Below are 14,193 nucleotides of genomic sequence, written 5' to 3'. Positions count from 1 at the left end.
TCAGCGTGCCCGCAGCCGCTGCCACACGGCTGTCAGGATGACGCGGCTTTGATCCAACCAGCGATACGGATAGTAAAGCATAATTCCGGTTTTGACGTGATAGCGTTCACGCAAATAGTCCCGACTGGGGAACAACGCCCGGCGCATCATCTCCAGACGCTGACGCGGCGGCAGCGTGACCAGGTACGCACGCCAGGCCTCCCAACGACCGCCGCTTCCCTGCAGCGCGCGAAAGAGGCCGATGTCCTCATACGCTGGCCGCCGTTCGACCAACGCGGGCAGCACGTGATCGGGCAGCGGCGTGGCGAAAAACTCGACTGTGCGCCGCAGCGCCAGTTCCACCGGGAACGTCCAGCCCAGGACCACGGCCTGATCGATGACGGTCGGCCAATCAAGCGCCGACCGGGTGATTAGGCGGTGCAGGTCGAGGTAGCGGATCAGGAACAGATCGTCGCCGGCGTGCTGCAAGACAATATGCGCGCATAAATGCAGAAGCTGTGCCTCGGTGGAGAAGTGATCGAGGCTCTTACCGTCGGTCAGCGTGAGCGTTTGCCGCGTCTGCCAAAACCACTGCAAATCCTCCAGCGCCATTAAGCGATCATCATCCGCACCGAGCAACCGGTAATGGATTTCCAGCGCCACGCCCGACTGCGTGCCGCTGTACAGGCGGTAATGATGCTTGGACGCGCTGAACCCATGAAGTTCATCGTCCGCTTCCGGGAAGAAATCGCCGGTGCCTTCTTCCCATTCATAGCCCAGCGTCTGCGCGATCTGCAGCGCGGCTGCGCGCTGATCATACGGGACGAGCACGTCGATATCGGTCATGGGCCGCAGCCCCATCTCGGGATAAATCGTGCGGGCGAGCACCGCGCCTTTCAGCCAGATACACGGAATGCCCGCCTGCTCGAAAGCCGACTGCACCTGCTGCCGCGCGCGTTCGAGGATCGCCTGGTTAATGGCACTGTTATGGGCAGCGAGCGCTAAAGTCGCCATCGGCGCTGGCGGCAGGGTCAGCGGCTGTTGCTTGAGCAGCCAGTACAGCAGCGGCGCAACGCTGTGCTGCACCGCCAGGTCAGTGACGGCTGGCCACTGGTCAGCGGGCACACTGCCGAACGCCAGCTGATCAGTGATCAGTTGGCAGAGGATGCGTAGACGGGGATTGGCGGCTAGGGTCAAGATGGTCGTGGTCGTGAGTCTCTAAATGATCCAGAATGGCTTGACGAACGTGCGGCAGAAAATCATAGCGGCGCGGATAACGCAGGCGGTAAATAGGGAGGCGGGCGGCTAACTGCGTGAGCGTTTCAAATTCCCGCTGCGTGCGCTGGCGGTCCGTGATGTCAAACCGGAAGGAATGTCGGAGCAGATAGATAAAGCGTTCGTTGGCGGTCAGGGGTTCAATCTGCACGGAGCCAACAGTATCCGCGTCCAGTACATACAGCCGCTTGATGGGCGCGGGATCGCTGTAGAAGCTCACACCACCCGGCGCAGCAGAGAGACGTCGCTTTTCCGTATAATGCGCCACGGGCGTCCACGGCTGCTCGGGCGCCACGCTATCCGCTGAATCTTCCCACAGCCGCACCCCCGGATAACTGCCAATCCCCCAAACTGCGTCAGCGCCCACGCGCAGCCGCAGCGAGTCGTCCGCTAACAGGGGATACCCCACTGCCCCAAAGCTGGCGGTGAGCGTCGATTTACCCTGCCCGCCTTCGCCCAAAAACACCACCGCCTGACCGTCACTGACGAATCCACCCGCATGCAGCACCCGTTCACCGCGCAGCGTCGCCGCATAGGGCAGCACTTGATCCAGCAGGATGTGCTGAAAGGTGTTCGCGGGCGTTTCGGGATACAGAAAACCGCGAATGTGGCGGCCATCCGGTGAAATCCAGAAGATGCCGTGATCAAAATACTGGAGCCGGTAGCCGTGCTCACTTTTTGACCACGACTGCCAGTAGCTTCCATCAGTTTGTTTTAGGGTATGGAATGGAAAAAGGACGACTGCTTCGCGAAGTTCAGCCGTGAGTTGCTGGAACGTTACATCCGGTAAGACGGGTTCAAGCACTTGATCGAGATCAAGTACCACATCGGTTTCAACGACGAAACCTAGAATTCGGTAGCGCACCTGTCGAAATCAGCCTGAGACGCAGAACGGCGACTACGGGCGCTCCTTCATCAGGCTGGTGCCCATCATCCCTTCTACCGGCCCGGCTGTGCCACCGAGCGTCATATTCTGAATCGTGCCATGCTGTGTGAAGCGAGGAACGCGATAGGCTTTCTTTTCCGCAGGGGTCAGGTCATTCGTATCTTGGGTGGACATCGGTCTTATTCCTAGACTCGGGTAGCTGCTCACAGCCGGACGACTGGTATTCCTCAATCATACTACGATCCGCCTAACTGCACTTGCTCTGGTTGGGGCCTTCACCCGACGCACCAAGGCCGTTAGGTTTCCCCGGGGGGGGGGGGGGGCGCCCCCGCCCAACCACACCCAGAATGCGTTCGGCGACTCCCTGCCGGCGGTCGCTGTCCGCTCCATGCCTGGGCCCAGTGCCGGACCGCGCCGGTCCCGGCTAACGTCAGATTTTGAATCGTCCCGTGCTGCGCAAAACGCGGAGACTGATAGGGCTTCTTCTCAGGCTGCGGCGACGGCAACGGCGGATCCTGAGTGGGCACAGTGCTAGCTCCTTGAGTTGTTTCGGCTCTGGTCAGCCGCTGCGATACTGTTCTAACCATATCATCATACTACGCAACATCAGTATATGGAAAATCTGAGGGGAAGTAAAGGCGGGCGGCTGCGCCAATAACGTCTGCATTTTCCCCTTGTCCACATAGCTGTACAGGCGCTCTGCGCTTCGAGAACGAAGAGTGTAAAAAATTTCCTCAGCCTGCAAGCGGTAGCGTTCTTGCGCAAACGCGAAGTCCAGCGAATCCTTCTGGGAGCGCCAGACCACCTCGGCGGGCAGCAGCGGCGCGAGGGCGCGGCGGTTGATGACTTTCGCCCACGCCAAGTGATTCTTCTGCGCGGCAGGGAGCGCCAGACAAAACTCGATCACCCGGCGATCAGCATACGGGTGGCGCGGCTCAATCGAATGGCGCGCCGCCACGCGATCATACCGTTCATAGGCCACGGGCAGCATGCCGTGATCCAGCCAGCGGCGATGCTGTTCGCGCGTCGTGCAGCGCACATCGACATGGGCATAGTAGGCTGCAAACCGCTCCAGCAGATTGGTGCGCCGGGCGAACTCAGGATCAATCAACGTCTCCGCGATCAGCGCATCATATTGATGCGGGTCATGGCCTGTCAGCCGCCACTTGATCGCCCGCAGCCACTGGGGGAAATACGCCGCCTTGGCGTGCAGACTAAAGACGCTCCAGAATTTTTCGCCCCACATCTGTTCCCACGCGCGGCACTCGCGGATCGCGCTCATCAGCTTGAACTCGCGCAGCATCCATGTGATGTAATTGCTGCCCACCGCCGTGATATTGTCGCCGGGCATGCCATCCAGCAGCGCCTTCACCTGCTGATGATGGGCGGCGATATCCATGAGCTGAACAATATGCATCGCATAGTCGAACAATTCATCGCCGCGCTCGTCAAAGGAGTGGAATTCGGGCAGAAGCTGTTCAAATTCCTCAACTTTGACGAAGTGCGGCTGCACATCGCCCTGCGCGACCACCTGCCGAATCATGCGGGTTTCGAGATTATCCTCCGTGTGAATGCCGGAGAAGGTGCGCAGCGGGGCTTGCCCGGTCGCCTTCAACCACTGGCGCGCGACCGCCACCACCGAAGACGAATCGAGTCCTCCGCTCAACATTGACCCAACCCGGTCGGGGGTGCGCAGGCGGCAGATCACGGCTTTCCGGAACACGTCCAGAAAGGCCTCTGCATACTCCTGATCCGATTTCAGCCGGATTTCGCGCGTTGAATCGAGCGACCAGTAACGCCGCTGCTGCATGCTCGTCCGGTCGATGACCATGATGTGGGCGCGGGGCAGTCGCTGAATGTCGAGATAAAACGTGCTGGTGTGATCCGCGCCTTCGGTTTCGTCGACGATGGCGTCGGCGAGGCGCACTTCGTTGAGGCGCTGCGGCACGGCAGGCATGGCCAGCAGCGCGCGCATCTCTGACCCGAAGACAAACAGCCGATCTGACAGATGATAGTAAAACGGCTTCACGCCGCTGTGATCGCGGGCGCAGAACAGGCGCTGCTCCCGACTGTCCCAGATCACAAAGGCGAAATCGCCGAGCAGGTGATCGACGCAGGCCGTCCCCCACACGCGGTACGCCCGCACAATCAATTCAATGTCGGTGACGGCGGCGGAGAGCATTTCGCCTTTGACTTCGAGCTTACGGCGCAGCTCATCCCATTCGTCGATGCGCGCATCCCCGGTGATCCAGATTTCACCATCCAGCGCTGTGGGCTGCTGTTCGCGTTCGGCTTCCAACGTGGAGAACAGCGCGGCGTGACCGAAACCGATGGCGCCATCCGTCCAAATCTGGCGGCGATCCGGGCCACGGCGAGCCATCGCCTCGGTCATCGTGTGCAGCACCGCGCGGTCGACGGGTTGGCCGTCACGCTGAAAGATGCCGGTGATACCGCTCATGCGGAACTTATTGCAGCTCGATCAACCCGGCGGCGAGGAGGTTCTGCAGCAGTGTGGTGAAGTCGCCGCGCAGCATCTCCGGTTCGACGTCGTATTCGGCGAGGAAGGCTTCATAGGCCGCCTGCAAACTCGCCGAAGTCGTGGCCAACTGCCACATGCGTGATCCGATTTCGTCGAGGCCAAAATAGCTGGCGGTGTTCAGGTTGAGCAGCACCGTCTCCTGCGCCACCTGACTCGCCATCACGTCCAGGGTGATGACCGCGCGCTTGCTGTAGTCAATCTCCGCGCTAGCTCCCATGATATTCTCCATATTTGACTGACATGTCGCCCGCTTTGGTCATGGCTTCAATTTCGTTGGGAAACTCGGCGGCATACTGCTGCATCAAGTGCTGGGCAATGTCGCGCAGCGTTTGCCCTTCAGCCATCCACTGGAGCACCGCCGCGTCGATTTGTCCCGCGCGGCTGAGGCGGGGCTGATACGCTTGCGAGCGCATGTGCAAGGCGCGCGTCGACTCAATGTCGCCAAAAAAGGTCGACTGCTGCAGCTGCTGGCGCACGGCCTGCGTCGCGCCATCCAGCACCTGCGTGTGCCACGAAAAGGTATACGCCCCGCTGAAGTTATCGGCGCGCACCCGGGCGCGCAGCGTGTCCCCGGCCGCCAGCGTGACAACCTCAGCACAGGGGAAAAACGTCGTTCCGTAAGCCATCGGCGGTTGATCCGGCGCGGTGCTGTAGCCGATCTCGTCGTACAGCACGGCGTCAAACCACACCTGATACCCGTGCACCGTGACCGGTGCTTCGGCGGTCCAGTTGAACGTCGCGGCGTAATTCAGCTCGGTGAGGTTCACATAATCGAGCACCGCCCACACCTGCGGCGGAAACGCGATCTGCTCCGCCTGGACGCGCCGCCGATAGCGCTGATTGATGGTCCACTGGCGCCCCGCGTCCATGTTCAGACCAAACGGGTTTTTCGTCCACGGCTCGACCACATCCTGATACACATCCGGCGCGCTCACCGGCGCAACATAGAGCGTATCACGCTGGGGAATCTGCACGCCGCCCGGTTTGAGGAAGCGGCGGCGCGCATCGATGATCGTTTCCAGATGCGCATTGTGCAGCGGCAGAATGCCGCGCAAATCCGAGAAGAGCACATCGGCGGGTTCGGGCAGCGTGACGTTGGTGGACACATCGTGGATGAAGACGATCCGGTCGGCAAACCCGTTCTGTGCCGCGCTGACGCTGGCGGTTTCGATGGCGTCTTCCGCTTCAATCGCATACACACGCCGCGCGCCCAACTGGCAGGCGTGCATCGCCATCACCCCCGACCCCGTGCCGATTTCGACAACCACGCTCTCCGGCGTGATCACGCGGCGCAGCGCCTCAGAGTACGCCTGAATGCGCGGCAGGTCTGCCGCCATCCCGCCAAAACTAGAAACACTGTAGCCATCTTTGTGAAAACCGGACATCAACGACGACTCCTGTTACGGCGTGTAGGTGACGGTGATCCATTGATCGGTGCGCAGGGTGAGATCGTACTCGATGATCGTCTGGTCGATGGTGTAGCTGGCCGTCGGTTCGGGTGACGAGTCCAGCAGCGTCGCCCCCGGCGGCAAGAACACCTGCACGTTGACCAGATCGCCGCGCGTACCGGGCTGCTTCTGGATCAGCAGACTGTAGCTGCGGTAGCTGCCGACGGGTTCGACCACCAGCGGCGTCGTGTAGCGGAACTCGTACTGCTGCGACGAGTCGTACTCCAGCACGATATCCGCGATGAAGTTGGTGTAGGTGTCCGTCTGATCGACGACCGGGTCGAAGTCGAAGTTTTCCCAGCCCGTCAATATGGAGGCACGCGGCACAAACACCTGCAGCAGGTTCTGATAATCCAGCGGACCGTGAAACGCTTCGTCCACCGCCGGATCGTTCTCGGCTGTCTGCCGGGAATAGTCATATGCGACGGTGACCGAGTTCTGCGCCGTGCCATCCGGTTGAATGTACACGTTCGCCGCCAACTGCCGGATGATCGAGCGGTTCGACTTATTGCCGAGGTTGGCATCCGCGGTCATCAGGTAATCATGCTGCGGCGTCACCGCCTGATTGCCCGCCCAACCGAGGATTTGCACGCTCTCATTCAGGCTCGGGTCGTTGAAGTAGAGCATAATGTGCTTCTCTTGCAGCGCTTGCAGCAGCACACCGAGCATCCGTTGATTCGTCTCGGCGTTCGAGATCGAGTCCTGCCAGTCGGAGAAAATCTGCGTGTAGAGCGCGGCGAGGAAGGCTTTGTGTTCGCCATCTTCCGCGCGGATGGTGTAGATCATCTCGCGGAAGTTGTCGGCGTTCACCGCTTCGACGTAGCCGGGAATGCGCACATCGCCGAGCGCCGCTAGAATCGCCTCGAAGCCGAAAATGTCAATCGCGATCACGCCGTCGACCGGCGCGTGCAGGTTGAACCCCGTGTCATAGAACCACATCGCCATCTGCGCCGTGGCCGGGTAATCAGCATACCAACTGCCGTCCCACGCCGCGTAAACCGGCGAGTTATAGCCGATCCACCAGTTCGGCACAGTCACTTCCGTGACGGCATCTTCCGGCGGCGGGTTCGGGCTGGTCGCCGTCGGCGGGCTGTACCCGTATTCGACCACGCGCCCATTGCGCACGCTCAGCCAGCCGTAGGTGCTGATATAGCCGCCGGACGGGCGCAGTTCGTCGCTGTTCTGCGACAAGATCAGATAGTCCTGCTGTTCGCCTAAGCCGAAGGCAGCCGTGAGCAGTTCCGGCGCGCTCAGCAAAACGCTGTTGCTCTGTTCCAACAGCTCATAGTAAGTGTTGAGCTGGTTCAGGTAAAACAGATAATCGACGGGGATGCTGTCTGCCGTCAGTTCGTCGAGCCACCCGCGCACGGTCTGCAGTTGTTCGCTGGCGCGCAAAAAGGCGGTGCGCCCAATGCGCATGCGTTCGACGAGGCGTTCGCCTTGGGAAATGCGCGCCGTCAGCACTTCATCGTCGCCGCGCCCGAACAGCACCGAGAGCGCGGGCTGCATACCGTTGAGCATCGAATCGGCGGCGTTGACCAGCCCGTCTGCCGCATCAATCAACATGAGCGTATCGTCAATTTCCGGGCGCACGGTACGGAACGGGCGCAGAAGCGCCGTCTGGCTTTTGGCGAACCCGAGCGACCCCTGCAGGTCGCGCACGCTGGAGTACAAGCGGTCAAAATCTTCGAGGGTGAAATCGCCATTCGCAGCATTCCCGACATCACGCACCACGCGCTGGAAGCCGCCAAGCGAGGTCTGCACGCGATTCAGCGCGTACGAGAACACCGAGCTCACCACAGCGCCGGTGACGATCACCGCGGCGATGAGGATGATCAGCACACTGAGCCATGGCACAGCCTGCGCAAAGCGGCGGATACGCTTAAGCCACTGCGGGGTGCGCCGCCGCCGATGTTTTCTACGCGCGCTCGTGTCTTCAGTGGGCTGCGACTCGGGTTTCCGGATGACACTCATACGCCTAACCTACTTCTTTTCTGCGGCGCCGCGTCGTAAACGCAGCGATTGGAGGAGTCGACCAAGGCGCGACGGATTTTCGCCGCCGTAGCTGTAGGTATAGTACTGGTGATAGCCGTAGCTGTAGGCTTCTTCCTGCGGGTTGACGCGGTTCGCGATCACGCCGAGAATTTCCTTGTTGACCTGCGTGAAGACCTCTTTGGCGCGAATGGCGGCGCGGCGCTGCGTGCGTCCGCAGCTCACCACCAGCAGTACGTTCGCGTCGACGCCACCGACCAGAATCGTGCTGTCGGTAATCGTCAGGCACGGCGGGCTGTCAAAGATGATCAGATCGACATCCTGCGCGGCGCGGAAAGCATCAATCCAGCTTTTCGTGAGCGGCGAACCGATCAGTTCCGCTGGGTTCGGCGGAATGATGCCGCTGGTGATGATGCGCAGCTTGGGGATCCCGGAGGTCTGGAAGCATTCGCGCAGACGGCGATTCTGTTCTTCCGGCGTCCCATGATTGAAATCGGCGCGCAGCAACGTGCTCAGGCCGACATTGTTGGGCAGGCCGAACATCGTATGCACTTTGGGGCGGCGCAGGTCAGCGTCGATGAGCAGCACGCGCAAATTCGCCTGCGCCATCGCCACCGCGAGGTTCGACGCGGTCAGTGTTTTTCCTTCTTCCGGGCCAGGGCTGGTCACGACGATCACCGGCGCAATTTTCGGATTTTCGCCAAGCGCGTACAGCACGTTCGTGCGCAGACTGCGATATGACTCGGCGATAGTCGAAAATGTCTCGTGGTTGGTGATCAGTAGTTCGCTGTCGCGCTTCTTGCGATTCCCGTAAGTCGTAATCGCGCCGAAGACGGGCAATTGCAGCGTGCGCGTGACCTCTTCGGACGAGCGCAGCGTGTCGTTGAAGTATTCGAAGACGAGCGCCACCCCGTATGCAAGGATCGCGCCGAGGATGCCCGCGCCAATCGCCGAGCCAATCGGCCCGACATTGATCGACTGCTGCGGCACGCGGGCGCGTTCTACAATGTCGATGGCGTTGGTGCGCTGCTGAATGGTCGAAATCGTCGCGGAAAATTCGGCGACCGTAGCCAGCGCTAGGTTGATTTGCTCGACCGTATCATTGCGCTGCTGCGTCAGCTCAGTAACGCGCGCGGGCTCATTCGAAGCGAGGATTTCCTCATCCAGCCGGTTCAACTGTTCGCGTGAGCGCTGCAACAGAATGTTCAGTTCGGCGATCTGCTCATTGGCAAACGCCACCTGTTCTTCCTGTTCCGGCGTCAAGTTGGTTGGGCTTTTCAAAATGAGCTGTTCGGCGAGCGTATTCACAATGTCCGCCGCCAGCACCGGGTCATCATACTGCGCCGACACCACGAGCAGCGCCGTGTTCGGTAAAATCGCGCTGCTGATGTAGCCGCCTAAGTCTTCCGGAGCCATCGGCAAATCCAGCGCTTCGACTGTGCTCTGCAAAATTTCGTAGCTAATGATCAACTGCTGGTAAGTTGGGGCCAGATCCATGCCGAGATAAATGTCTGCCGACGAGGGATTCGCTTGGTCGAGCAGCGACGGGCCGATCGAGATCGTCACCTGCGCTTCGTAGGACGGAGGACGATTCACACCGTTGATGAAGTTGACGCTCCCAACCACGAGGGCGACGAGCGCAATCAGCAGCAGCCATCGGCGAAAAATCTGGATATATGGAGCAAGTTCCATGAATGTCTTTGCCTTACAGCGTTTGCACAGCCAAAATGATGGATTGAGAGCGGAGTTCCGACTAGACGAACACCGAATTCTACCATGCTATCGATTCGATTGTATTCATTTTCCAACTTACGGCGGGCGCGAAAACCGAAAATTCATACGAAATTTGTAAATCTGCCGAGTAACGCCGCGCCGCCCGGTCGCAATTGCGCTACAATGCTCCGCAGAGTGCCCGACTTAGGATGATATGAATGTGTGGCATTGCAGGAATACTTCTACGCCCGCACGCTGACCTGCCCGACCTGCGTGATCGCCTGCAGCAGATGGCAGGCAGCATGCAGCATCGCGGCCCCGACGACGAAGGGCTATACATCTCACCCGATGGTCGTGTCGGTTTTGTCAATCGACGACTGGCGATCCGCGATCTCTCCCCAGCCGGGCACATGCCGATGAGTAACGCCGACCAGACCGTGTGGATCACCTATAACGGCGAGGTCTACAACACGGATGAACTGCGCCCGGAGCTGGAACAGCTCGGCTACACTTTTCGTTCCACCAGCGATACCGAAGTCATCCTCAAAGGCTATGAAGCGTGGGGCAGCGCCGTCGTCGACCGCTTGCGCGGCATGTTCGCCTTTGCCATTCACGACCAGCGCACGCCGCAATTTCTGCTCGCGCGCGATCATCTGGGCATCAAGCCGATTTACACTGCGGAGACGCCGACAGCTTTCGTATTTGCCTCCGAACTCAAAACGCTGTTCGCCTCCGGGCTGATCAGCCGGGATGTGAGTGCCGCGGGGCTGGTCGGGTATTTGCTGACGGGCAGTGTCCCCAATCCGCTGACGCTCTACGCGCAGGTGCACGCGCTGCCGCCATCCACCTACCTGCAGGCGACGCTGCCGCTCACCGCCCCGCTCCAGCCCGTGACCTATTGGTCGCTGCCGACGACGCTCGGCGCAGTCACCGCACTGGACGAAGCGGTCGAGCAGACCCGCGCGCTGCTGGCGGAAGCCGTCCGCATCCGACTGGTGAGCGATGTGCCGCTCGGCGCATTCCTCAGCGGTGGGCTGGATTCGAGCGCGGTCGTGGCCTGTATGCGGCAGGCCACGACCGGAACGATCCGCACCTGCTCCATGATCTTCGCGGAAGCCGAGTATTCGGAAGCGCCCTATGCACGGGCCATGGCTGAACACGTCGGCGCGGAACACTTCGAACGCGTGATCACGGCGGACGATCTGGTCAAAGAATTCGACAACATCCTGTACGCGCTCGACCAGCCCTCGGTCGACGGCGTTAACACCTATTTCGTCTCGCAGACCGCACGGCAAGCCGGGTTGACGGTCGCGCTCTCCGGTTTGGGCGGGGATGAGCTCTTCGGCGGCTACGGCAGCACCTTTGCGGGCGTCCCGCAGACGCTGGGCTGGCTGCAAACCGCGCACCGAGTCCCGGCGGGCGGGTGGCTGGCGCAGCACGCGCTCGATCTGCTGCCGCAGCGCCGCCGCTGGGGGCGTCTGCGGGATGCATTCGGTCGCCCGGCAGCGCCCGCCAGCGCCTACGCCGCGCGCCGCGGTCTGTTCTCCGCGTGGGAAGTGCGGCAGCTCGTCCGCCCGGAAGTGTGGACGCAGGCGGTCGCAGAGTTTGACCTCGTGCGTCACATCGACGCTCAGGCGGGTGTCAACAGCGCCGATCTGTTCGCGTGGACGAGCCGCGCGGAACTGCGCACGTATACGCATCACCAACTGCTGCGCGACACTGACGTCATGAGCATGATTCACTCGCTTGAAGTGCGCGTCCCCTGCTGGACAAACGGCTGGTCGACTATGTGCTGCGGCTGCCCGCGCGCCTCAAAACCTCAGCCGATGGCCGCCCCAAGCCGCTGTTGAATCAGGCGCTGCGCTCCCTGCTCCCGCCGCTGATTCTGGAGCGCCGCGACAAACAGGGATTCACCTTCCCATTTGATGTCTGGCTGCGCCGCGGCCTCACCGATCGCTTGCAGCAGCTCACGGCGGAAACACGCCTCAACGCGCTGCTCACACCGTCAGCCGTGCAGGACACACATCAGCAGTTCACACGCGGACAGGTTCACTGGTCGCGACCGTGGGCGCTGGCCGCGCTGAGTGCCGTCGTGTGAGGACACCCGCATGAAAATCATTGTTTCGAGCCTCGGTCGCTTCCATGCATTTGATTTGGCCCAGCAGCTTCTACGACTGGAGTCGTTGGCGCGTCTCTATACGGGTTATCCTCGTTGGAAAATTGACCCGGGTTTACGAAGTTATACCCATACTTTTCCTTGGCTCCTCGTCCCAGAAATGGCTATCTTACGTTACAGTCCGGCACTCGTAGAGCGGATCCATCCGCTGACGATTACTACTTTTGACCGCTGGGTAAGCAAGAACATCGGCGACGCCGATGTCTTCACCTTTATGTCGCAGTTCGGGCTGTATGGTCAACAGGAGGCACAACGACGTGGTATGAAAACGGTGTGCATTCGCAGTTCTGCACATATTGAAGAACAGGATCGCCTGCTACGCGAAGAATATGCTCTGCACGGCCGCAAGTATCCCGGTATCAGCCGCTGGACGGTTAGACGCGAACTGCAGGAGTATGCTGAAGCGGACTTAATCGATGTGTGTTCAACTTATGCCTATGACACATTCCGTGCCCGCGGTTTTCCAGCCGAGAAGTTGTTTCTATCGCCACTCAGCGCCGATCTATCTCTGTTCCGCCCACAGCCCAAAACTGATGACGTATTCCGGGTGTTGTATGCGGGAACATTGAGTTTGCAGAAAGGCATCGGTTATCTGCTTAGCGCCTGCGCTGACCTTAAGCTGCCGAATTTCGAGCTCATCCTCGCTGGCCCACTGCATAGCGAGGCTAAAGATTTACTCTCGCGCTACAGTGGGCAGTTTCAGTATCTGGGAGTCGTTCCCCGTGTACGTTTAAGTCAGACCTACGCGCAGGCGTCGGTTCTCGTGCTGCCATCCATACAGGATGGTTTTGGCATGGTCATGGCGCAGGCGATGGCCTGCGGTGTCCCCGTGATTGCCACGACAAATACGGGCTCGCGTGACCTGTTCACGGATGGCGTTGAAGGTTTCATTGTGCCGATTCGTGATTCACAGGCCATTCATGAAAAGATTCTGCATCTATACCACAATCCGGAGTTGCGTGATAAGATGGCTCAGGCGGCGCTGCGACGCGTGCAATCCGTTGGTGGATGGGACGAATACGGTGAGCGAGCAATTCAGGCCTATTCGCGTCTTCTAAAGTGAAACGTATGCCCAATCAGCCGAACAACACTTCCCCTGACCCCAGTGAATGGACTACGATCATCCGCCCGTCTAAAGGTTGGGTGTCACTGCGACTCCACGATTTGTGGGAATACCGCGACCTGATCATGCTCCTCGCGTGGCGCGATATCTCGGTACGCTACAAGCAGACCGTGCTCGGCGCGGCCTGGGCGGTGATTCAACCTTTCTTCTCAATGGTCATCTTCAGCGTCTTCTTCGGTGGGCTGGCACAGGTTTCGTCCGATGGACTGCCGTATCCCGTTTTCAGTTATACTGCGCTGCTCCCGTGGACTTTCTTCGCCAACTCCTTGACCCTGTCAGCGAACAGTCTGGTCGGCAACGCAAATCTGCTCAGTAAAGTCTATTTCCCACGTTTGGTCATTCCCTTAGCGAGTACGATCAGCGGGTTGGTCGATTTCGCCATCGCCTTTGTCGTACTGCTGATCATCATGCTGTTCTATGGCATGCTTCCGACAACTGCGGTCATCCTGCTGCCACTGTTCCTGCTGCTGGCACTGATTACTGCGCTCGGTGCGGGTTTGTGGCTAAGCGCGCTCAACGTTGAATACCGCGACATTCGCTACGCGGTGCCTTTTTTGATTCAGGCGCTGATGTTCGCCTCCCCCGTCGTCTATTCGAGCACGCTGCTTGAAGAACCCTGGCGCACGCTTTACGGCCTCAACCCGCTGGTCGGCGTGATCGAAGGCTTCCGCTGGGCCCTGCTGGGCTCGACGCCACCCGGCACGATGATCCTCATCTCGGCAGTCGCCGCGGTGGCGCTGCTCGTGTCAGGTATGCTGTATTTTCGCCGGATGGAAAAGAACTTCGCGGATATGGTGTGATGTCAGATGTCGTGATTCAGGCCGAGGGCGTCGGCAAACAATATCGGATTGGCGGCAAGCAAACCAGTTACAAAACCTTCCGCGAAGCGATTACCGGCACACTGCAGGCGCCACTCCAGCGGCTGACACGACGAGCCACCCCGGATAACACCTTCTGGGCGCTCAAAGACGTGTCTTTTGAAGTCCGGCGTGGTGAGGTACTCGGCGTCATCGGACGCAACGGCGCCGGAAAAAGCACCTTGCTCAAGATTCGATCTTAGGC

At 60.1% G+C, this 14,193-nt stretch carries 11 protein-coding genes and 1 pseudogene; 4 read left to right on the top strand and 8 right to left on the bottom strand.

The features are described from left to right. The 8 genes from IPK17_RS15535 to IPK17_RS15500 all read right to left on the bottom strand — a co-directional run bounded on the left by IPK17_RS15535 (nt 1) and on the right by IPK17_RS15500 (nt 9,811). Complete coding sequence (locus tag IPK17_RS15535; protein WP_343418607.1) at nt 1–1,176, bottom strand: nucleotidyltransferase domain-containing protein; 1,176 nt, start codon at nt 1,174–1,176, stop codon at nt 1–3. Continuing rightward, nucleotides 1,124–2,119 carry a hypothetical protein gene (locus IPK17_RS15530; RefSeq protein ID WP_343418606.1) on the bottom strand — a complete coding sequence of 332 codons (996 nt, stop codon included), beginning with the start codon at nt 2,117–2,119 and terminating at the stop codon, nt 1,124–1,126. The genes IPK17_RS15535 and IPK17_RS15530 overlap by 53 nt, the downstream gene beginning before the upstream one ends. Nucleotides 2,120–2,152: 33 nt before the next feature. Continuing rightward, complete coding sequence (locus IPK17_RS15525) at nt 2,153–2,314, bottom strand: hypothetical protein (protein WP_343418605.1); 162 nt, start codon at nt 2,312–2,314, stop codon at nt 2,153–2,155. A gap of 385 nt (nt 2,315–2,699) precedes the next feature. Beyond that, on the bottom strand, nt 2,700–4,598 hold the full coding sequence (locus IPK17_RS15520) for an asparagine synthase-related protein (RefSeq protein ID WP_343418604.1): 1,899 nt from the start codon (nt 4,596–4,598) through the stop codon (nt 2,700–2,702). Between the two features lie 7 nt (nt 4,599–4,605). Next, nucleotides 4,606–4,896, bottom strand: coding sequence for a PqqD family protein (locus tag IPK17_RS15515; RefSeq protein ID WP_343418603.1), 291 nt, complete (start codon nt 4,894–4,896; stop codon nt 4,606–4,608). Further along, nucleotides 4,886–6,064 carry a 50S ribosomal protein L11 methyltransferase gene (locus tag IPK17_RS15510; RefSeq protein ID WP_343418602.1) on the bottom strand — a complete coding sequence of 393 codons (1,179 nt, stop codon included), beginning with the start codon at nt 6,062–6,064 and terminating at the stop codon, nt 4,886–4,888. Before IPK17_RS15510 ends, IPK17_RS15515 begins: the two co-directional genes overlap by 11 nt. A gap of 15 nt (nt 6,065–6,079) precedes the next feature. After that, nucleotides 6,080–8,101, bottom strand: coding sequence for a DUF4012 domain-containing protein (locus tag IPK17_RS15505; RefSeq protein WP_343418601.1), 2,022 nt, complete (start codon nt 8,099–8,101; stop codon nt 6,080–6,082). A gap of 9 nt (nt 8,102–8,110) precedes the next feature. After that, a complete protein-coding gene (locus tag IPK17_RS15500) occupies nt 8,111–9,811 on the bottom strand; it encodes a polysaccharide biosynthesis tyrosine autokinase (protein WP_343418600.1) in 1,701 nt (566 codons plus the stop codon). A 239-nt stretch (nt 9,812–10,050) separates the two neighbouring features. Here IPK17_RS15500 and asnB point away from each other — a divergent pair. From asnB to IPK17_RS15475, 4 genes and pseudogenes are all read left to right on the top strand, one after another. After that, nucleotides 10,051–11,930 (top strand): annotated as a pseudogene (gene asnB / locus IPK17_RS15495) (asparagine synthase (glutamine-hydrolyzing)). A gap of 10 nt (nt 11,931–11,940) precedes the next feature. Beyond that, nucleotides 11,941–13,071, top strand: coding sequence for a glycosyltransferase family 4 protein (locus tag IPK17_RS15485; RefSeq protein WP_343418597.1), 1,131 nt, complete (start codon nt 11,941–11,943; stop codon nt 13,069–13,071). Nucleotides 13,072–13,076: 5 nt separating this feature from the next. Continuing rightward, nucleotides 13,077–13,931 carry an ABC transporter permease gene (locus IPK17_RS15480; protein ID WP_343418596.1) on the top strand — a complete coding sequence of 285 codons (855 nt, stop codon included), beginning with the start codon at nt 13,077–13,079 and terminating at the stop codon, nt 13,929–13,931. Continuing rightward, nucleotides 13,931–14,191 carry an ATP-binding cassette domain-containing protein gene (locus tag IPK17_RS15475; protein ID WP_343418595.1) on the top strand — a complete coding sequence of 87 codons (261 nt, stop codon included), beginning with the start codon at nt 13,931–13,933 and terminating at the stop codon, nt 14,189–14,191. Before IPK17_RS15480 ends, IPK17_RS15475 begins: the two co-directional genes overlap by 1 nt. Nucleotides 14,192–14,193 lie beyond the last annotated feature (2 nt).

The sequence above is a fragment of the Candidatus Flexifilum breve genome (assembly GCF_016713355.1).
Note: the sequence above shows the minus strand (reverse complement) of the source record. Positions and strands in the feature narration are given on the sequence as shown.